Annotated in this window: 13 protein-coding genes; 2 read left to right on the top strand and 11 right to left on the bottom strand. The window is 66.6% G+C overall.

Going from position 1 to position 19,887, the window contains the following annotated elements; translation table 11 throughout:
* Positions 1–66: 66 nt before the first annotated feature.
* Together ACZ9BC_RS02845 and ACZ9BC_RS02840 are read right to left on the bottom strand one after the other, a co-directional pair.
* Entirely contained in the window at positions 67–1,482 is a 1,416-nt protein-coding gene (locus tag ACZ9BC_RS02845; protein WP_476244638.1) for an FAD-binding oxidoreductase, read from the bottom strand.
* Between the two features lie 160 nt (positions 1,483–1,642).
* Positions 1,643–2,152: an amino-acid N-acetyltransferase gene (locus ACZ9BC_RS02840; RefSeq protein WP_476244637.1), complete on the bottom strand. Its 510-nt coding sequence runs from the start codon at positions 2,150–2,152 to the stop codon at positions 1,643–1,645.
* 254 nt (positions 2,153–2,406) lie between these two features.
* Between ACZ9BC_RS02840 and ACZ9BC_RS02835 the strand changes: the two genes are divergently transcribed.
* Positions 2,407–3,882, top strand: coding sequence for an amino acid permease (locus ACZ9BC_RS02835; protein ID WP_476244636.1), 1,476 nt, complete (start codon positions 2,407–2,409; stop codon positions 3,880–3,882).
* 265 nt (positions 3,883–4,147) lie between these two features.
* Here the strand turns inward: ACZ9BC_RS02835 and ACZ9BC_RS02830 are convergent, their stop codons facing one another.
* The 5 genes from ACZ9BC_RS02830 to lysS all read right to left on the bottom strand — a co-directional run bounded on the left by ACZ9BC_RS02830 (position 4,148) and on the right by lysS (position 11,870).
* Positions 4,148–6,265, bottom strand: a complete 2,118-nt coding sequence (locus ACZ9BC_RS02830; protein ID WP_476244635.1) for a S9 family peptidase — start codon at positions 6,263–6,265, stop codon at positions 4,148–4,150.
* A gap of 550 nt (positions 6,266–6,815) precedes the next feature.
* A complete protein-coding gene (locus ACZ9BC_RS02825; protein ID WP_079596847.1) occupies positions 6,816–9,308 on the bottom strand; it encodes an ATP-dependent Clp protease ATP-binding subunit in 2,493 nt (830 codons plus the stop codon).
* Positions 9,309–9,666: 358 nt separating this feature from the next.
* Entirely contained in the window at positions 9,667–9,999 is a 333-nt protein-coding gene (locus ACZ9BC_RS02820) for a histone-like nucleoid-structuring protein Lsr2 (protein ID WP_476244634.1), read from the bottom strand.
* A gap of 138 nt (positions 10,000–10,137) precedes the next feature.
* Complete coding sequence (locus tag ACZ9BC_RS02815; protein WP_476244633.1) at positions 10,138–10,329, bottom strand: hypothetical protein; 192 nt, start codon at positions 10,327–10,329, stop codon at positions 10,138–10,140.
* Between the two features lie 2 nt (positions 10,330–10,331).
* Complete coding sequence (lysS, locus tag ACZ9BC_RS02810) at positions 10,332–11,870, bottom strand: lysine--tRNA ligase (protein ID WP_476244632.1); 1,539 nt, start codon at positions 11,868–11,870, stop codon at positions 10,332–10,334.
* A 69-nt stretch (positions 11,871–11,939) separates the two neighbouring features.
* Here lysS and ACZ9BC_RS02805 point away from each other — a divergent pair, with 69 nt between their 5' ends.
* On the top strand, positions 11,940–12,836 hold the full coding sequence (locus tag ACZ9BC_RS02805) for an alpha/beta fold hydrolase (RefSeq protein WP_476244631.1): 897 nt from the start codon (positions 11,940–11,942) through the stop codon (positions 12,834–12,836).
* On the opposite strand, the gene atzF is transcribed toward ACZ9BC_RS02805, so the two are convergent.
* From atzF to ACZ9BC_RS02785, 4 genes are read right to left on the bottom strand one after another with little or no spacing between them, the layout of a single operon-like run.
* Positions 12,784–14,568, bottom strand: coding sequence for an allophanate hydrolase (atzF, locus tag ACZ9BC_RS02800; protein ID WP_476244630.1), 1,785 nt, complete (start codon positions 14,566–14,568; stop codon positions 12,784–12,786). The genes ACZ9BC_RS02805 and atzF overlap by 53 nt on opposite strands.
* A complete protein-coding gene (gene uca, locus ACZ9BC_RS02795) occupies positions 14,565–18,341 on the bottom strand; it encodes an urea carboxylase (RefSeq protein ID WP_476244629.1) in 3,777 nt (1,258 codons plus the stop codon). The genes atzF and uca overlap by 4 nt, the downstream gene beginning before the upstream one ends.
* Entirely contained in the window at positions 18,338–19,015 is a 678-nt protein-coding gene (locus ACZ9BC_RS02790) for an urea amidolyase associated protein UAAP2 (RefSeq protein WP_476244628.1), read from the bottom strand. Before ACZ9BC_RS02790 ends, uca begins: the two co-directional genes overlap by 4 nt.
* On the bottom strand, positions 19,012–19,887 hold the full coding sequence (locus tag ACZ9BC_RS02785; protein WP_476244627.1) for an urea amidolyase associated protein UAAP1: 876 nt from the start codon (positions 19,885–19,887) through the stop codon (positions 19,012–19,014). Before ACZ9BC_RS02785 ends, ACZ9BC_RS02790 begins: the two co-directional genes overlap by 4 nt.

Raw genomic sequence — 19,887 nt, 5'->3', positions numbered from 1 at the left:
ATTCCCGGCCTCGAGTAGTTTATCCATCAACTCGAATAAAGCCAATGCCTGCCATACGTGACACCGTTAGGCCGCCGCGGCCTCCTGGACCGCCGGGAGGACTGCATGGCCGTGGCGGAAGAGGTTCTTTGGATCGAACTCCGCCTTGGCCGCGGCAATTTTTCCCCGCGCTTCTTCAGGCCAGGCGCTGGCGGCAAGGTCCGGGGAGGCGAGGTGGCCGTGCAGGTTCACAAGGGTGCCGCCGGTGCCGTAGGGCTTCAGCGCCGCCCGGGCGGCCTCGATTGCTTCAGGAACCAGGTGTGCGATGGGCGGCGCCATGATGCCGACGGTGAAGAACGAGAGCCCGGCGTCGCGGCTGCCCAGGCAATCCGCCCCGGCAGCGGCCCCGGCAAGGGGTTCGGCCAGGGCGCCGCCCATCAGGCGGATTTCGGTCAGCAGGAGCGGGGCTCGACTGTCCGGGCCGGCCAGGTCAAGCAGGACGTCCTCGAGCCCGGGACCAAAGCCTTTGAGGAGCATGCCGCCTTCGCGCACGGGGACGGGATGCTGCGGATCTGCGTGGATTTCGTCCACCCTGTCATAAGGAAGCGGTCCCACTGCGTCCACCAGAACCGGCGCGGCGGCCCGCATGGGAGCAACAAGGGCGGCACCCTCCGCTTCACTCCCCTGCCAGGCGAACCGCAGGTGCATCACAAACGTGCCCCGCAGGAAGGCGGGCACCTCTTCCATGTCCGGCAGCCGCAGGAAGGCCAGTGATGCAGAGGCCCCCAGCGGAAGGTCCCGCGTCCAGCTCCTGAAGCCGGCCAGGACGTCTTTGGCGTGCACACCGTCGTAAAAAATGCCGCCGGCATACAGTTGGCCGGCCGGGAAGAGAGAGAACTCCATTGCGGTGACGATGCCGAAGTTGCCCTTGCCGCCGCGAAGCAGGGAAAACAGCCGCGGCTCGCTGACGGCGTCCACCCGCCGCAGTTCGCCGTCGGGCGTGACCAGGTCAAAAGCCAGGACATGGTCCGAGGCGAAGCCGTATTTGCGGCCCAGGAGCGGCAGCCCGCCGCCAAGGGTGTAACCGACTACGCCGACGTCGGTGGTGGAACCGTGCAGGCCGGTCAGCCCGTAGGGTGCAGCCGCGCGGAGGACGTCCCGCCAGCGGATGCCGGCCCCAACGCGGGCAGTCTGCTCCTCCGGATCGATGGATAGCTCCAGCATGAAGCGGGTGCTGATAAGGAGGCCGTCAGTGATGGCGTTCGCGGCGCCGTGGCCCGTGGACTGGACGGAAATGGACATGTTGCGGGCAGAAGCCCACTTGACCGCGGCCACGACGTCATCGGCGTTGACTGCGGCCAGGACCAGGTCCGGCCTGTGCCGGGTAGCGAGATTAAAGGCTGCGGCTTCTGATTCGTATGAAGGGTCACCGGGGGCATAAACCAGCCCGCGGACAAGGAGCTGCAGTTCGGTTTTTGCCGTATGGGTAGGGAGATTCTGCATTTCTGGCTTTCACTAGTTGGGTTGCTCCCCAGCAAGCCTCAACCAGTTTATCCATCGAATGGATGGATAGGAAGAGCCGAAAAATCATCCATAATCCGGCACAGCACCAGGCACGATCGGACGACCCCGCGCTTGGGCCCGGGACGGGGCCCGCGGGGCTCTAGAGGGACCGGATCATGCGGGTGTTGCCCAGGGTGTTCGGCTTGACCCGGGCGAGGTCCAGGAATTCGGCAACGCCTTCGTCGTGAGAGCGGAGGAGCTCGGAGTACACTTCCGGGTCCACCGCAGACTGGTCCGCCATGACCTCGAAGCCGTGGCGTTTGAAGAAGTCCACCTCGAAGGTCAGGCAGAAGACGCGTGCCACGCCTAGGGCGCGGGCTTCGTCCAGCAGGCTCTCCACCAGCACGTGCCCCACTCCCCTGCCGCGCCAGTCCTCCGAGGCCGCCAGGGTGCGCACCTCCGCCAGGTCCTCCCACATGACGTGCAGCGCCCCGCACCCGATGACGTCACCGTCACTGGACTCCGCAATCCGGAACTCCTGCAGGCTTTCGTAGTAGGCCACCGTCTCCTTCGCCATCAGGATCCGCTGATCCGCCAGGGGCGCCACCAGCTTCTTGATGGCGGACACATCACTCGTGCGGGCAGGCCGGATATGGAAGGAGTCAGTCACAGGCCAATCCTAGTTCGACGGCACCGCTGGTTGCGTTCTCCTCGGCGCCGGCCCGTGAAGATACCCAGCAGTCGTACTTCATGGAGAGGTCGAGTTGAAGCTCCGCTTATGCTCAGTGGCTGGATACGGCGGTAACTGCACAGAGTTCTGAGATGTGCCGCGGTTGCGTTTGCGCAGGTGGACGCCGAACAAGGAGTGTTTCCGGTGTTACCCCCGTCACGCCGATGGGCAATGATGCCCACCCCGGAGGAAAAATGGCTTTAGGCTCCCCCACCCTGTCCGACACCCAACCGAAGCACGACCAGGAGCACAGCGAGAAACGGGGCCTACGGCGCTCCATGGAGGCCCGCCACCTGGTGATGATCGCGATGGGAGGTGTCATTGGTTCCGGCCTCTTCCTCAGCTCCGGCTACACGATCGCCCAGGCCGGCCCGCTCGGCGCCATCATCGCGTACCTGATCGGGGCGGCCGTGGTCTACATGGTGATGGCCTGCCTGGGCGAACTCGCCGTTGCCTATCCTGTGTCCGGAGCTTTCCACATCTACGCGGCGAGGTCCATTGGGCCCGCTACCGGGTTTGCCACCGCGTGGCTTTACTGGCTCTGCTGGGCAGTTGCCCTTGGCTCTGAATTCACCGCTGCGGGACTTTTGATGCAGCGCTGGTTTCCGGAGGTGGATGTCTGGATCTGGTGCTTTATTTTTGCCGCGGTCCTGTTCACTCTGAACGCAATTTCGTCGCGGGTCTTCGGTGAATCCGAATTCTGGTTTGCGCTGATCAAGGTAAGCGCAGTCATCGGGCTGATCGTCCTGGGCGGGGCGGCGTTGTTTGGCTTCCATCCGCTGGCTGAAAATGCCTACCCCTTCCTCGGCGAGAACCTGAATACCCCGCAGGGGCTGTTTCCCAATGGAATTACCGGCGTCCTCATCACCACGCTTGCCGTGTTTTACGCGTTTTCCGGTTCGGAGCTAATTGGCGTTGCCGCCGGAGAAACCGCCAATCCCGCCGTCAACATCCCCAAAGCGATGCGGACCACCGTTATTCGGCTGCTGATTTTCTTCGTTGGCGCCATTACCGTGATTGCCTGCACGGTTCCCTACGAGGACGCCTCGCTGGAGGCAAGCCCCTTTGTCACCGTCTTCTCACAGCTCGGCATTCCGTACGCCGCCGACGTCATGAATTTCGTCATCATCACCGCCCTTTTGTCCGCCGGAAACTGCGGCCTGTTTTCCTGCGCGCGGATGCTTTTCTCCCTTGCGGATGAAGGACATGCACCCAAGGCGCTGGGGAAACTGACAAAACGGGGAATTCCCATGCTTGCCCTGTGCGTCAGTATGCTGGGCGGCCTGGCGTCCCTGGTGAGCAGCGTGGTGGCCCCCACTACCGTGTACCTGGTCCTGGTGTCGATCGCCGGGTTCGCCACGGTGGGGGTGTGGATGTCCATCACGGCATCCCACTTCTTCCACCGCCGTGCTTTTGTGCGGTCCGGAGGCCGCACCGCAGACCTCGCATACAAAGCACCACTGTTTCCGCTGCTGCCCATCGTGGCATTCATCCTGTGCCTGATCTCCCTGATAGGCATCGGCTTCGACCCCACCCAAGCCACCGCCCTCTACTTCGGCATCCCCTTCGTGGCAGCCTGCTACGCCTACTTCCACTACAAGTACGGCCGCAAGCAAAAAGGCCGGCCGAACGACCAGGACGCGGAACAGGAAACGGTGGACGCACCCTAACCCCGACCAACAGCGCGGCCAGGAAAAGAAGGCCGGGACAATATGTAGCGTGCGCCGCGAGTACGGCGAGTCGCGGCACTCGCGGCGAAGGAGGCTGGGACATCTACTTAGCTCGCGCCTCTGGCCGGCGATGCTCCGCACGAGGCGAAGGAGGCTGGGACATTTATGTAGCGTGCGTCAAAGCGACGGAGGAGCAGCACGCGGTAAATGTCCCAGCCTCCGAGCCGGACCCAGCCAAACGCAGCCGGACTAAGCCGAAGGATGACTAGAGTCCGAGTTCCGAGGGCAGAGGCAGATCCTGGTCCAGGACGTGCCGGGCCAGGAAGTGCTCTACGACGCCGTACCAGACCTTGGCGTGCTGTGGCTGGAGGACCCAGTGGTTCTCATCCGGGAAGTAAAGGAACCTGTGGGGCGTCTGGCCGTCCTGGTCTGCTGCGAGCTGGGATTTGGACAGCAGCTCGTACCAGAGCCGGAGTCCTTCCCCGATGGGTACCCGGTAGTCCTTGTCCCCGTGGATGACCAGCATGGGGGTGCTGATCTTTTCGACGTGCAGGTGCGGCGAGTTGTCGAGGGCCATCTCCCCGGTCATTTCCTTCAGCCAGTATTGGGAGGCATCCGTGGTGGGACCGAACTGGTCGAGGGCCCACAGGCTGGCGTGGGTGACGATGGCCCTGAACCGGTCTGTTTGCCCCGCCACCCAGTTGGCCAAATAGCCGCCGAACGAGCCACCCATGGCCGCAATCCGCTCCGCGTCGACGTCAGGACGGCCGACGGCGGTATCCGTCACCGCCATGAGGTCGGTGAAAGGCGCCTTGCCCCAGGAGCCCCAGCCGCGCTGGATGTACGCCTGGCCGTAGCCTGTAGACAGCGCCGGGTCAGGCAGCAGCACCGCATAGCCCCTGGCCGTCAGCAACCACGGGTTCCAGCGCCAGGTCCAGGCGTTCCACGAGCCCAGCGGCCCGCCGTGGATCCAGAGCAGCATCGGCGCCGGGCTTTCAGCTGAAGCACCCTCCGGCAATGCAAGGTAGGCGGGGACACGGGAACCGTCCGCAGCCGTCGCGGCAATGCGCTCCAGCCTGCCCGCACAGGCGGGCCGCTCCGCAGGTGCCGGCAGCCTCGTGGTCTCCCCGGTCTGGAGGTTGATGCGTACCGCCTCCGGCGGGAACTCATACGAGCTGCGGAGCGCGTAGGCACTGCGGCCCTCCGGCGAAACCACGACGTCGGTGTATGCCGCGGCGTCCTGCGTCACCCGGGTGACGCTCACTTCCGCGGCAGCCGCCGGAACGCTGATCCGGAAAAGCGGCGACGCGCCGTCGTCGTCCGCGGTCACCAGGACGGCTGAACCGTCCGGCAACCAGGCTGCGGGTTTGGGCCAGCGGTCCCAGTCATGGGCCAGGGGCTCCAGGCTGGCCCCGTCCGCACTCCCGGAAATGTCGAGCAGGTGCAGCTTGACCTCAGGGGCCCGTCCCGGGGTGGAGTCGCTCTCGCTCACGACCAGCAGGGTCCTGCCGTCCGGGCTAACGGGACCCGGGAAATAACTCATGCCTTCACTGTCCAGCAGCACCTCGTGGTTGCCGGAAGCGACGTCCACCGCCACCAGGATGGACCGGCTGTCCGCCCGGGCTAGGGGTTTGGTGTAGCTGGTGAAGATGGTCCGGCCGTCGGGGCTGGTGACGGTCTCCGCCTCCCGTAGCCGGGGACCGGCGACGGGCGTCAGGTTGCGCAGGACCAGGGGCGCGGTGGCATCCACTGTTGCGGGCTTGCCGGCCGCCTTATCCTCGCCCGGTTCGACGGCGAAGATATGGGGCTGGCCGGGGCCAAGGTCGGCGTCCCAGTACCGCACGGGATATTCGCTGTGCAGGATAGCCGAGACCTTATTGTCCTTGCGGGCTTTGCGGCGGCGGGCGTCATCTTCCTCATCAACGGAACCCGCCAGGATCTCCGCCGTGACGAATGCCGCGTCGGCGTTCCTTGCCGTCAACACGCTCCCCACACCGCCGGGCCGGCTGAGAACCACCCGTGCCTCGCCGCCGTCGGCGGGGAGCAGCCAGAGGGCACTGACGGGATCCTCGTCCGGGTTCTCCGGATCGGGGCGGGCAGAGGTGAAATACACATCGCCATTGGCAGCGAAGGCGGCACCCGCCTCGCCCTTGGCGCTCCGCGTGATTCGCCTGGCGTGCTTCTGCCCCGCGGGGTCCAGCTCCCACAGCGCCGTGGCGTACTCGGTGCCTTTGCCGTTCAGGGTGGCCACGGTAGTAACCAGCCGGGTGCCGTCCGGGCTAAGGGTCAGCCCACTCACCCGCGGGATGGACAGGTAATGGTCAAGGTCATGGAAAGGGGTCAAAGGTTGCTCGTCCGGGATCACCGGGTTCTCGATAGCCATGCCCCTGATTCAACCCGAGTTGTGCGTTCCGTCACAACCGCCACGCTCCGTGCCTCTCCGCGGCTGGGTCCGCGCCGGCCCCGGCGCCCCGCCTTGGGTGCATTCCTGTGGCTGGGTCCGCTCCGGCCCCGGCGTCATTTGCCGCTTGCTGCTCCTCCGTCGCTCTGACGCAAGCTACACAAATGACCCCGGCACCTTCGCTTGTGCTTGGGAAACGATCCGCAATCAAAGGCTTTCCGTAAGAGCGGCCCCGCCCCGCTTGAACGGTGTTGGGCAGCAACGGTTATGCGGGTCAAAGCCGCTTGTGCCGCCATCCAATGCCTGCAGAGGGTGGGGACGCACGAGGTGCCGGGCATCAGGGATTTATGTAGGCGCCGTCAAAGCGAGGAACGAGCAGGCGCCGGGAAATCCCTGATGGTCGGCACCGGACGCAACCACGGAACGGCACCAGGCCCAGCCACGGGACCCGCGGACTCAACCTTTGGGTGGGGCGGGTTAAAAGCGGAAGGCCCCGCCTGCTCTGGGAGCTGGCGGGGCCTTACGTGATGCTTTAGACGCTCGGGGCGATTTCCGGGATGCGCGGCTTGGCGTTGCCGGCGAACGTGAACTTGGCGTCGTCGCCGTCGCCTTCCACGTCCACTACGACAATGTCGCCGGCGTGGATCTCGCCGAACAGGATCTTCTCGGAGAGCTGGTCCTCGATCTCGCGCTGGATGGTGCGGCGCAGCGGCCGGGCACCCATGGCGGGATCGTAGCCGCGGGTTGCGAGGAGCACCTTGGCCGCGGGCGTGAGCTCGATGCCCATGTCCTTGTCCTTAAGGCGCTTCTCCAGGCGGGTGACGAACAGGTCCACGATCTCGATGATCTCGTCCTGGGTCAGCTGCGGGAACACCACAACGTCATCAACACGGTTCAGGAACTCGGGGCGGAAGTGCTGCTTGAGCTCCTCGGTCACACGGGCACGCATGCGGTTGTAGCCGGTCTGCGTGTCGGTGCCCGACTGGAAACCGGTGGCAACGCTCTTGGAGATGTCCCGGGTACCCAGGTTGGTGGTCATGATGATCACGGTGTTCTTGAAGTCCACCACGCGGCCCTGGGAGTCGGTCAGGCGGCCGTCTTCAAGGATCTGCAGCAGCGAGTTGAAGAGGTCCGCGTGGGCCTTCTCAACTTCGTCGAACAGCACCACGGAGAACGGACGGCGGCGGACCTTCTCGGTCAGCTGGCCGCCTTCCTCGTAGCCCACGTATCCCGGAGGGGCACCGAAGAGCCGCGAGACGGTGTGCTTCTCCGAGTATTCGGACATGTCCAGCGTGATGAGGGCGTCCTCTTCACCGAACAGGAACTCCGCGAGTGCCTTGGCCAGCTCGGTCTTGCCGACGCCGGTGGGGCCGGCGAAGATGAACGAGCCGCCGGGGCGCTTGGGGTCCTTGAGCCCTGCACGGGTGCGGCGGATGGCCTGGGACAGGGCCTTGATGGCCTCGTTCTGGCCGACCACGCGCTTGTGCAGTTCGTCTTCCATCTTCAGCAGGCGCGAGGACTCTTCCTCGGTCAGCTTGAACACGGGGATGCCGGTGGAGTTGGCCAGCACCTCGGCGATGAGATCCTCATCCACCTCGGAGATGTCGTCCATGCCGCCGGACTTCCAGTGGCGCTCCTTCTCCGAGCGCTCGGAAATCATCTTCTGCTCCTTGTCGCGGAGCGCAGCAGCACCTTCGAAGTCCTGCGCGTCAATCGCGGACTCCTTCTCCATCTTCAGCTTGGCGATGCGCTCGTCCATGGCCTTTAGCTCCGGCGGAGCGGTCATGCGGCGGATGCGCAGCCGTGCGCCTGCCTCGTCGATCAGGTCGATCGCCTTGTCCGGCAGGAAGCGGTCCGAGATGTAGCGCTCGGCGAGGCTGGCAGCGGAGGCCAGGGCGCCGTCGGTGATGGTGACGCGGTGGTGTGCCTCGTAGCGGTCACGCAGGCCCTTCAGGATCTCGATGGCGTGTGCCACGGAGGGTTCCTTGACCTGGATCGGCTGGAAGCGGCGCTCCAGCGCAGCGTCCTTCTCGATGTGCTTGCGGTACTCGTCCAGCGTGGTGGCACCGATGGTCTGCAGCTCACCGCGGGCCAGCATGGGCTTCAGGATGGATGCAGCATCGATGGCGCCTTCGGCGGCACCGGCACCGACGAGCGTGTGAATCTCGTCAATGAAGAGGATGATGTCGCCGCGGGTACGGATCTCCTTGAGGACCTTCTTCAGGCGCTCTTCGAAGTCACCACGGTAACGGGAGCCGGCCACCAGGGAGCCAAGGTCCAGCGTGTAGAGCTGCTTGTCCTTGATGGTTTCCGGTACGTCGCCGCGGACAATGGCCTGGGCCAGGCCTTCGACGACGGCGGTCTTGCCGACGCCGGGCTCGCCGATGAGGACCGGGTTGTTCTTGGTGCGGCGGGAGAGGACCTGCATGACGCGTTCCATCTCCTGCTCGCGTCCGATGACCGGGTCCAGCTTGTTCTCGCGGGCAGCCTGGGTCAGGTTGCGGCCGAACTGGTCCAGGACAACGGAACCGGCAGGGGCGCCTTCGGGCTGGCCCGAACCGACGCCTGCACCGGTGGTCTCCTTGCCCTGGTAGCCCGAAAGCAGCTGGATGACCTGCTGGCGGACCCTGTTCAGGTCGGCGCCAAGCTTGACCAGAACCTGCGCGGCAACACCTTCACCCTCGCGGATGAGGCCGAGCAGGATGTGCTCCGTGCCGATGTAGTTGTGGCCCAGCTGGAGTGCCTCGCGCAGCGAGAGCTCCAGTACCTTCTTGGCACGGGGGGTGAAGGGGATATGGCCGGACGGCGCCTGCTGGCCCTGTCCGATGATCTCCTGCACCTGCTCGCGAACGCCGTCGAGCGAAATGCTCAAGGACTCAAGAGCTTTGGCGGCAACGCCCTCACCCTCATGGATCAGACCCAAGAGGATGTGTTCGGTACCGATGTAATTGTGGTTCAGCATGCGTGCCTCTTCTTGGGCAAGCACAACTACGCGACGGGCACGGTCCGTAAATCGCTCAAACATTTCGCCACACTCCTAGCTACGACGTACTTTGATGCTACGTGGCGGGCCCGGACTTGTGGAGCGTGTTCGCCACAGGGGAAACCGGAGGGGTTCGGGAATATTGACACGACCTTTCCCGAACCGCAGGCAGGCCGGCCTCATGGACTGGCCACTGCGGGTGTCTACGGCACTTTCCCTATGGAGCTGGCGGGCAGGCCGCAGCATGAACGAAAGCGGCCCTGCTAACCGCTGCCACCCCAAAAGTCTGGATTAATTACGACGACGGCGGGCCACTTGGGTTTTTAGCGTTTCCGGACCCGAAAAAGCCCTGCTTCCCGGTAAGGGGAAGCAGGGCTTAATACGGGCGCCTGGCCTGCGGCTAGGAATTTGCCTTTTGGTAGGCTTCCTGGATTTCGGCCTGAATTCGGCCGCGGCTGTTAACGGTGTAGCCGTTATCCCGCGCCCATTGGCGAATCTGTGCTGAATCGTGACTGCGGCCCCCGGAAGGAGCAGCCTTGGTGCGGGTGGCGCGGCCACCCGAAGCCTTTCGCGCCGCGGCAATAAACCGCTCAAGCGAAGACCGGAGTTCGGCGGCATTGGCCGTCGAGAGGTCAATCTCGTAGTTGGCCCCGTCGAGGCCAAACTTTACATTCTCGTCTGCGGATCCCCCATCCAGATCATCAACGAGGATGATGTTTACTTTCTGTGCCATTAAAGGTCTTCCTCTTGGAAAGGGTCGGTTTTCAGAAAAGCAGGATGTTTCCTTTAAAAGTATGACTCTTTTTATGGCAACGCGTCAAAGCGCCTAATGGTTCCTTGGGGATAAAGGCAGGGGATTAGGGGTTTTTATCTATTTTGATTCGGGGTCCGGGCGGTCCGCCGGCGGCCCGTCCGGGAGCTGCGCCGCGCGGGCATCCGCTTCAGCCTGGGCCCGGGCCTCCGCCTGGCGCTCGGACTTGTCCGCATTGAAGATTGCCTTCATGGCGAACCAGAAGATGAGGCCCACCACCAGCGAGGGCAGGAGGACTGCCACGTATTCCATGATCAGTGCCCTTCGGGCTTCAACAGGGGGAACAGGATGGTTTCCCGGATACCCGCACCGGTGAAGAGCATCACCAGGCGGTCGATGCCGAGGCCGATGCCGCCCATGGGCGGGGCGCCGTACTCAAGGGCGCGTAGGAAGTCCTCGTCCAGCTGCATGGCCTCGTCGTCGCCGGCCGCGGCATGGCGTGACTGCTCGGTGAGCCGTTCGCGCTGGATGACGGGGTCGATCAGCTCCGAGAAGGCGGTGCCGCGCTCCATGCCGCCGATGATCAGGTCCCAGGCCTCGATGAGCCGGCCGTCCTCGCGGTGCGGGCGGGCCAGCGGCTGCGCGGAGGGCGGGTAGTCGTAGACGAAGGTGGGGTTCAGCAGGGTGGGCTCCACGATTTCGCCGAAGAGTTCCACCGCCAGCTTTTCGGCGTCCCACTTGGGATCGACCTTGACGTCGTGCTTCTCCGCGATTCCGCAAAGCACCTCAAGCGGAGTGTCCGGCGTGACTTCCTGCCCAACGGCGTCGGACAGCCCGTGGTAGACCGCAAGCCAGGCCCACTCGCCGTCGAGGTTGATTTCCCCGGCGTCGGTCTGGATGACGCGGCCCGCACCCACGGCGTCCGCGGCGTCGAGGATGATCTCCTTGATGCGTTCGGCCATAACGAACTGGTCCGCCCACGCCTCGTAGCACTCCAGGGTGGTGAATTCGGGGCTGTGGGTGGAGTCCACGCCCTCGTTGCGGAACACACGGCCCATGTCGTAGACGCGGTCGATGCCGCCCACCACGGCACGCTTGAGGTAAAGCTCCGTGGCGATGCGCAGGGTCATCTTCTGGTCGAAGGCGTTCATGTGGGTCTCGAACGGCCGTGCCAGGGCACCGCCGTGGACCAGGTTCAGGATGGGCGTTTCCACCTCGACATAGTTGTGGCGGAAGAGCGTTTCGCGGATGGACCGGGTGATGGCGGCACGCGTGTAGACCATTTCGCGGGCTTCGTCGCGGACCATCAGGTCCACGTAGCGCTGGCGGACGCGGGTTTCCTCGTTCAGCTCGGCATGCAGCACCGGCAGCGGACGGAGGGCCTTGGAGGCCATGGTCCAGGATTCGGCCATGATGGACAGTTCGCCGCGGCGGGAGGAAATCACCTCGCCCTTGATGAACACATGGTCGCCGAGGTCCACCAGGGCTTTCCAGTCGGCGAGCGCTTCCTCGCCGATGTTGGCGAGGCTGAGCATGGCCTGCAGCCGGGTTCCCTTGCCGTCCGTGCCGCCCTCCTGGAGCGTGGCGAAGCACAGCTTGCCGGTGTTGCGGACGAAGACCACGCGGCCGGTGACGCCCACAACGTCGCCTGTGGTGTCGTCTGCCTCGAGGTGGGCGTACTTTTCACGGATTTCGGCGAGGGAGTGGGTCCGTTCCACGCCCACCGGGTACGCCTCCGAGCCGCGCTCAATCAGCTTGGCGCGCTTCTCCATGCGGATCCGCATTTGCTCGCTGGCATCGAGGGGCTCTGGGGCGTTCTTGGGGGCGGGGGTGTTTTGGGAAGTCACAGTCATCAAGTTTACCGGGAGTTGGGCTGGCCCGGCTTCGCGGCTGCTCCCCCGGCGCCCGCCTACGATGGGGTGGTGAAAGAACAGGTCATTCCAACGCACGACGGCGGCCGCCTGGCCTTATACAGTTACGGCACCGTTGATGCGCCGGGGGAACGCCGCGTGGTGCTGATCGGCGGGGCGTTCCTGACCGCACTGATCTACCGGCCGTTTTCGGTCGGGCTGGCGAAGGGCCTGGGTGACGGCTGGGCGGTTGACGTGTATGACCGCCGGGGCCGCGGCAGCTCGTCGGAGCAGCCCGCCGATTATTCGATGGCCACCGAAATTGCAGACGTGCGGGCTGTCCTTGATGTCACGGGAGCACGGAACATCCTGGGCCACAGCCTGGGCGGGGCGGTTGCCCTGAATGCCGTCCAGGAGTTCACCGGAACCTCCTACGTGCCTGACAAGCTCGCGGTGTACGACGCCGCGGTGAACATCGACGGCAGCATCGACACCACCTGGCTGGACGGGTTCGAGGACGCTGTCAATAACGGCAAGGTGGGTCATGCACTGGCGCACATGAAGAAGGCCACCAGCCCCGGCACAGCCCTCGCAAGGATTCCCGAGCCTGTCCTGGCCGGGCTGATGGCCCTGGTCTCGAACACCAGGATCAACAGGATGTTCCAGGAGGTCATGCCCAGCGGCGTGGGCGAGCTGCGCGCCGCCTACAACGAGGCCGACCATGCCAGGGACTTCAGCGTGCTGCCCGCCTCGACCCATTTCATGGCCGGCGGCAAGAGCCCCAGCTACTACAAGGTCACGGCGGAGCGGCTGCACGCCGCGGTCCCCGGCAGCACCTACGAGCTCTCCCCCAAAGGCTTCCACGGCTCCATCCCCGCGGCCGTCAATGAACTCGTCACCGATATCTCGGAGTATTTCAAGGGCTCACGAGCTCCTTCCGGTCCGCCAGCCAGTCACCAAAGCGCGTGATGTCCTCGCCGCTGGCGGCGGCCACGGCGTCGCAGGCGAACCCTACGGCGGTTGACCCGTCGGAGAGCTGCACGGATCCGAGCAGCATGGGTTCGGGTAGGGACGCCAGGAACGAGCCCAGCCCCGCAGGCGACAGAAGCCACCGTTCACCCACGAGTTCCGCGCCGTCCTCGGACCGGTAGACGCCCGGCTTGGGCGGCACGGTGTCCAGGGACACCATGCGGTAGCGGGCGGCCGTACGGACGGGACCGTCCCAGACCGCCCCGAGTTCCTCCAGCTGCGGAGCCAGCGGCTGGCCCTTCCGGTGGGCACCGACCACAACCAGCGGGACCGCCGCAGCGCCGGCGGCCACCGCCCAGGGAACGGACGACGACGGCTGGCCGGCTGCAGCCGTCACTGCCGGTACTGCGCCGGCGGCAAAGAGTTCCGGCGCGGCAGGGGTTGTTTCGATCCTGCGGGCGATGTCGGCGGCAACCGCGTCGTCAAAGGTCCGGCCCACCACTGTCAGCCCGAACTGGGAACCGCCCACCACGCCAGCCGGGACGGCCACCGCGCAGAGGTCGAACAGATTGCAGAAGTTCGTGTAGGTGCCCATCAGGGAGTTCACGCCCACAGGGTTGGCGGCCACCTCGGCCAGCGTGGGGTGGAACGGCGCCGTGGGAACCAGCAGGGCGTCGAAGCCTTCAAGGCCTGCCATCGCCTTGCGTTTCAGTTCTTCCAGTTTGGCGGTGTCCGCAAGGTAGCGGTGGGCGGGCAACGTGCCGGCCGCCCGGATGATTCCGCCCACCGTGGGGTCGATGCCCTCCTGCCCGTCCGTGCCGCCGTCGGCCGTTTCGATGAACGTGCCCACCGCGGCATAGCGCTCGGCCACCAGGGCTCCGTCGTACAGCAGCCGCGCCGCGTCCAGGAAGGCGTCGAATTCGATGGGCTGGACGTCCACGCCCGAGGCGCGGAGCCGGTCCACCTGGCGCCCGAACTCTGCTGCCCAGGAGTCCGGAAGGGCGGGCAGGCCGGCGGGGTAGGCCACGCGTGGCCTCGCCGGTGCTGCCAGCCGGGTATCGCTGGGCCAGGTCCGCGCGCTGCCGGCCATCACCCCCACCGCAAGCTCCGCGGTGGACAGCTCCCGGGCGAAGATGGTGACGGCATCCCAGGACCGGCAGGCGGGGACCACGCCGGCGGTGGACACAACGTGCAGCGTCGGCTTGATTCCCACGATTCCCTGCAGCCCCGCCGGCACCCGGCCTGATCCTGCAGTGTCCGTTCCGATGGCGATGTCCACCAGCCCCAGCGCCACTGCCACCGCGGAACCGGAGCTGGAGCCGCCGGAGATGAACTCCGGGCGGCGGGAGTCCCGGACGGCACCATACGGGCTGCGCGTGCCGACGAGCCCGGTGGCGAACTGGTCCAGGTTGGTGGCACCGAGGACGAGTGCGCCGGCGGCCCGGAGCCGGGCCACCGCGTGGGCGTCCTTCTCCGGCAGGTAAGCGAAGCCGGGGCACGCCGCCGTTGTGGGGATGCCCGCCACGTCCACGTTGTTCTTGACGGCCAGCAGGAGCCCGGCGAGCGGCAGGTCCGCACCGCCGGCTACGGCTGCGTCGATGCCAGCGGCTTCGGCCAGCAGCTCCGCCTCACCGCGGAGGGTGATCCAGATTTCGGGGCGGTCCACTGCTTCGACGGCGGCGAGCGCCGCCTTCACCCGTGCAGTGGCCGTGCGCGTGGTTGCGTTGCTCATACTGCTGCCTCTTCCAGTTCCGGGGCATCCAGGTCCGCTGGCTTCAGGTCCGCAGGCTCCAGGTCATCGCTGCCGAGGACCACCACGGCCTCGCCCGCCACCACCTGTGAACCGGCGGCAGGCAGGACGCGGAGCACCACGCCGTCACAGGGCGCTTCCAGCACCGTTTCCATCTTCATGGCCTCGAGGGAAACCAGCGGCTGGCCCTTGGCCACCCGGTCCCCCACTGCAACATCAACCTTCCAGACGCTCGCGGCAAACGGCGCGGACACGAGGGACCCGCCATCCGGAACCACTACGTCGTCTGCCGCGGGGGCCACGACGGCGGCCAGCGCCTCCGCGCGGTCGAACTCGCCGGCGTCGGCCCATGCCTGCCGTTCCACCGCAAATGCCGCGCCCTGCGTCTCGCGGAATGCCGCGATGGACTCACGGTTTTCCTCAAGGAACAGCTCATGCTCGGCCAGGGAGAAGGTGCCCTCCTCGATCTCGACGCCGCGGCCCCTTCCGGCGGCCATGTCGGCACGCAGGTCAAGGAGTTCCTCGGGGCTGACCGGGTACCAGGAGATCCGGTCGAAGAAACGCAGCAGCCAGGGGGAGCCCGCCTCAAAGGGAGCCGAATCGGCGTAGCGCGACCACACCTGGGTGGTGCGGCCGACGAACTGGTAGCCGCCGGGGCCTTCCATGCCGTAAATGCACATGTAGGCCCCGCCGATGCCCACCGCGTTCTCCGGCGTCCAGGTCCGGGCCGGGTTGTACTTGGTGGTCACCAGCCGGTGCCGCGGATCCAGCGGCGTGGCCACCGGGGCGCCGAGGTAAACATCCCCGAGGCCCAGGACCAGGTATTCGGCGTTGAAGACGGTGTCGAAGACGTCGTTGACGGAGTCCAGTCCGTTGATCCTGCGGATGAACTCGATGTTCCAGGGGCACCAGGGGGCGTCATCGCGGACGCCTGCCATGTAGCGCTGAATGGCTTCCCTCGTTGCCGGGTCGTCCCAGGACAGCGGCAGCCGGACTGTGCGGCTGGGAACCACCAGTTCGGAGCTCGCGGGCAGTGCCGCCTCGATGTCCTGGACGAGGCCCAGCAGCCGCTTGGTGGCCAGGACCGACGGGTCCACCTTGACCTGAAGGGACCGGATCCCGGGGGTCAGGTCCACAATCCCGGGCACGCGGAGCTGTTCGAGGTGCTGGTGCAAGGCGTGCACCCTGGCACGCAGCCCCAGGTCCAGGACCATCTCGCCGTATTCCACCAGCAGGTTGTCATCGCCGGAGCGTCGGTAGGTGACCGCGGGCCGTCCGGCGCCTTCAGGCACCCGGCCGAGCACGCCGTCGTCGCCGTCTCCCCGCCCGGCGCTCCTGCCTGCCGGCGCTGCTGCAGTCTTTGTTGGGAGGTGCGCTGACAGGTTGCCTGACAGCTCTGACGACCAGCCGGCGTCGCCGGGCAGCACCAGCTGCCGGCCGGGCCCGAGGTCCTTGGCGGACGGTGCCTGGCCGACTTCGATGGGAACGAACCGGACCTTGTCCCCCGGCCGGAGCTGGCCGAGCTTCCAGCGGTCGGCCGTCACCACGGTGACGGGGCAGACGAAACCGCCCAGGCTGGGGCCGTCCGGTCCCAGCAAGATGGGGGTGTCGCCGGTGAAGTCGAGGGCGCCCACGGAGTAGGCGGTGTCATGGATGTTGGACGGGTGCAGGCCCGCCTCGCCGCCGTCGGTCCTTGCCCAGCGGGGTTTGGGACCGGTCAGCCGGACGCCGGTGCGGGCGGAGTTGAAGTGCACCTCGTACTCGGCGGCGTACAGTTCCTCGATGTCTTCGCGCTGGAAGAATTCCGGGGCCCCGTGCGGGCCTTCGGCCACGGCGAGTTCCCAGGTTGCGGTCAGGGCGGGCCGGCTGTCGAGGGGCACCGCTGTTTCCGGTGCTGCTGCTGCGGTGCCGGCTGCGGGCTTCACGGTGCGGAGGACGTCGCCGGCACGGAGGACGCGTCCGGCGTGTCCGCCGAACTGCCCGAGTGTGAAGGTGGAGGCACTGCCAAGGTACTCCGGAATGTCCAGGCCCCCTTGGAACAGGATGTACCCGCGGAGCCCGTGCCCTGCGGCGGTGCCGACGTCGAGGGTGCCGCCTGCGGGCACTGTCACCGGCGCCCAGGCGGGCACCTCCGCCCCGTCAACCGTCACTGTTACCTCGGCGCCGGTGACGCAGAGGGTGGTGGCGTGGGTGAAGGTCAGGCTGGGCCCGGTCATGGTGAATTCCAGACCGGGGGCGCCTTCGGGGTTGCCCAGCGCGGTGTTGCCGAGCCGGAAGGACAGGTCATCCATGGGCCCGCTCGGCGGGACGCCGATCTGCCACAGGCCGGTCCTGCCGGGCCAGTCCTGCACGCTCGTCTGCAGGCCTGGGCGGTCCACGGTGATCCGCGGTTCCGGATCGCCCACCGAGTCCAGGGTGCTGGTGGAGTGCTCGACGCTGCGGACCACGTCCAGTCCCGCCACGGCGCGGAGCATTCCAAGGTTGGTTTCGATGCCGTCGATCCGGGTTCCGGCGAGCGCTGCGGCCAGCCGGTCGAAGGCCTCAGCGCGCGTTGCTGCCGAGGTGATGATCTTGCCAAGGAGGGGATCGTAGTTGGTGGACACCTCGGTGCCGGTTTCCACCCAGGCGTCCACGCGAACATCCTCCGCGGCGGGGAACACGGCGTTGGTGACGGTTCCGGCGCTGGGCTGGAAGCCGCGGGCCGGATCCTCGGCGTACACGCGTGCCTCCACCGCGTTGCCGGAAACCGGCAGGCTGTCAGGGACGCCGGCGAGTACGCCCTGGGCTTCCGCGCCGCCCTGTGCCAGCCCGAGCATCCACTCCACGAGGTCCACCCCGGTGACGGCCTCGGTGACGGGGTGCTCCACCTGGAGCCGGGCATTGACCTCCAGGAAGGACGCTTCGCGGCGGGTGGAGTCGTAGACGAACTCGACCGTTCCTGCGGAGCGGTAGTTGAGCGAGGCGCACAGTGCGCGGGAGCTGCGGTGCAGTTCTTCGCGCAGCTCCTCGGGCAGGTCCGGAGCCGGCGCTTCCTCAAGAACCTTCTGGTGGCGCCGCTGGAGGGAGCAGTCGCGGTCGCCGAGGCTGACCACCCGGCCCTCGCCGTCGCCGAAAACCTGGACTTCGATGTGCCGGGCGTTTTCGACGTAGCGTTCCGCGAAGACGCCCGCAGTGCCGAAGCTGGCCCCCGCCAGGCGGGCAACCCGGGGGAAGCTCTCCACCAGTTCGGCCTCGGTGCGGCAGATCGTCATGCCGATGCCGCCACCGCCGCCGGTGGCCTTGAGCATCAGGGGGAAGCCGATGGCGGCACTTGCCTCTACGGCCTCAGCCACATCCGCCAGAAGTCCGGATCCGGCGATCATGGGGACGCCGGCGGCGCGGGCGGCGTCCCGTGCCGTGTGCTTGGTGCCGAAGATGCGCAGCTGTTCCGATGTGGGGCCAACAAAGACCAGTCCTGCTGCTTCCACGGCTTCGGCAAAAGCGGCGTCCTCGGACAGGAACCCGTATCCGGGGTGGATGGCTCCTGCCCCGGTGGACTTCGCCGCTGCCAGGAGCGCATCCACCCGGAGGTAGGACTCTTTGGCAGGTGCGGGGCCGAGGAGTATAGCTTCGTCGGCGAGGCGGACGTGGCGGGCGCCGCGGTCCGCTTCGGAGAATACGGCGACGGTCCGCAGTCCGAGTTTTTTGGCTGATTCGATGATGCGGCAGGCGATTTCCCCGCGGTTGGCGATCAGCAGGGTGTCGAAAGTGTTCACAGCGCTGCCTCCGGCCGGGTGACGATCATGCGGACTGGGGTGGGGTTGAAGCCGTTGCAGGGGTTGTTGATCTGCGGGCAGTTGGAGACGAGGACCAGGGTGTCCACCTCGGCCCGCAGCGCCACACGCTTGCCGGGGGCTGACAGTCCATCAACAATTCCCAGGGCACCGTCCGGATCCACGGGAACGTTCATGAACCAGTTGATGTTGGACACCAGGTCCCGCTTTCCCAGGCCCCAGCGGGAGCCTTCGATGAGGAAGTTTTCAACGCAGGCGTGCTGTTCGCGGGTGTGCTGGCCGTAGCGGAGGGTGTTGGATTCCTGCGAGCAGGCGCCGCCGATGGTGTCGTGCACACCCACTTCGTCTGCCATGACGGTCATCAGCGGAGCTCCGGTGTCCGCGCGAAGCACCGAACCTGTGGTGAGGACGATCGACTGCTGCCGGGCGATGGTGACGGGTGCCGAGTAGCGGACGGTCGTGTCTCCTGCGGCGTACAGCAGGCAGTCCACGGCCTGGTTGCCTTCCAGGTCCACGATGGTCAGCACGTCGCCGGCTGCCACGACCGCTGACCAGGGGCCTCTGGCTTCCACGAACTCGTCGAGGACCACGGCGCCGGGCACCAGTGCGGTTTCGCCCGCGGCCGGGATGGGTTTGGTGTCAATGGCGGTGTTCATCGGGCCTTCCTTGCGGTGAGGTCGTGTTCGGTGTTGCGGAGTGCCTGCAGGTGTTCGGGCGCCAGGGGGCTGGCGAGGGTGCCCGCCTCGAGCGCGGCGAGGTCCTGCGGCGCGTGCCAGGCGACGACGTCGACGGCGGTTCCGGTGAACGTTTCACGGGGGTCAAGGGGGTGGGCGGTGTTGGCGAGCACCAGCACCGCGTCCATCTGGAGCAGGAGTTCGACGGCGGTGCCCGGGCCGGCGCTCCCGGTGAAGGTGATGGTGCCGGCGGGGTCAACGTTGATGCCCTTGAAGAGCGTCAGCGACGGTGCCACATCGCGGGGGCCGAGCCCGGTTTTCAGGGCTCCGAGGGTAAGGAGTTCGCGGGCTGCCGGGGATGCGCTGTGGGCCGTTCCGGCGCCGTACCGCGCGGTGTTTCCGCTGAGCGTGGTGGCGCCGGTCAGGGCATCGTGGCGGGATGAGGTGTCAGCCACGATGGTGGCGATCAGGCGGCCGGCGTCGGACAGCAGCGGGTGGCCCTTCCCGGGGTAGGCCTGCCACGGGACCTTGACGGTGTCCGCGGCGTTGAGGCGTTCGTGAAGGGCCCCGGCCCGGTACAGGAGCGTGTGCACGCAGGCATCACCGGCGGTGTCCGTGAGCCGGACGCGGGTGCCGCGGGCAAGCGTCATGGTGGTGTACCGGCCGAAGGCCAGGGACTCGGCCCAGGTGGGGCGAACGCCGTCGGGCAGTCCCTCCGTGAAGCGTGCCGGGGCGGAAGCGGCCGGTACGAAGCGCATAGTGTCCGCGGTCCGGCCGTGCTGTTCCCGGGCGTGGGCGCGCGCACCGGCGGTGGTGGCTGTGCCGGCTGCTGGTGTTTCGATGGTCTGTGTCAT

The sequence above is a fragment of the Pseudarthrobacter sp. TE3704 genome (assembly GCF_056279405.1).
Note: the sequence above shows the minus strand (reverse complement) of the source record. Positions and strands in the feature narration are given on the sequence as shown.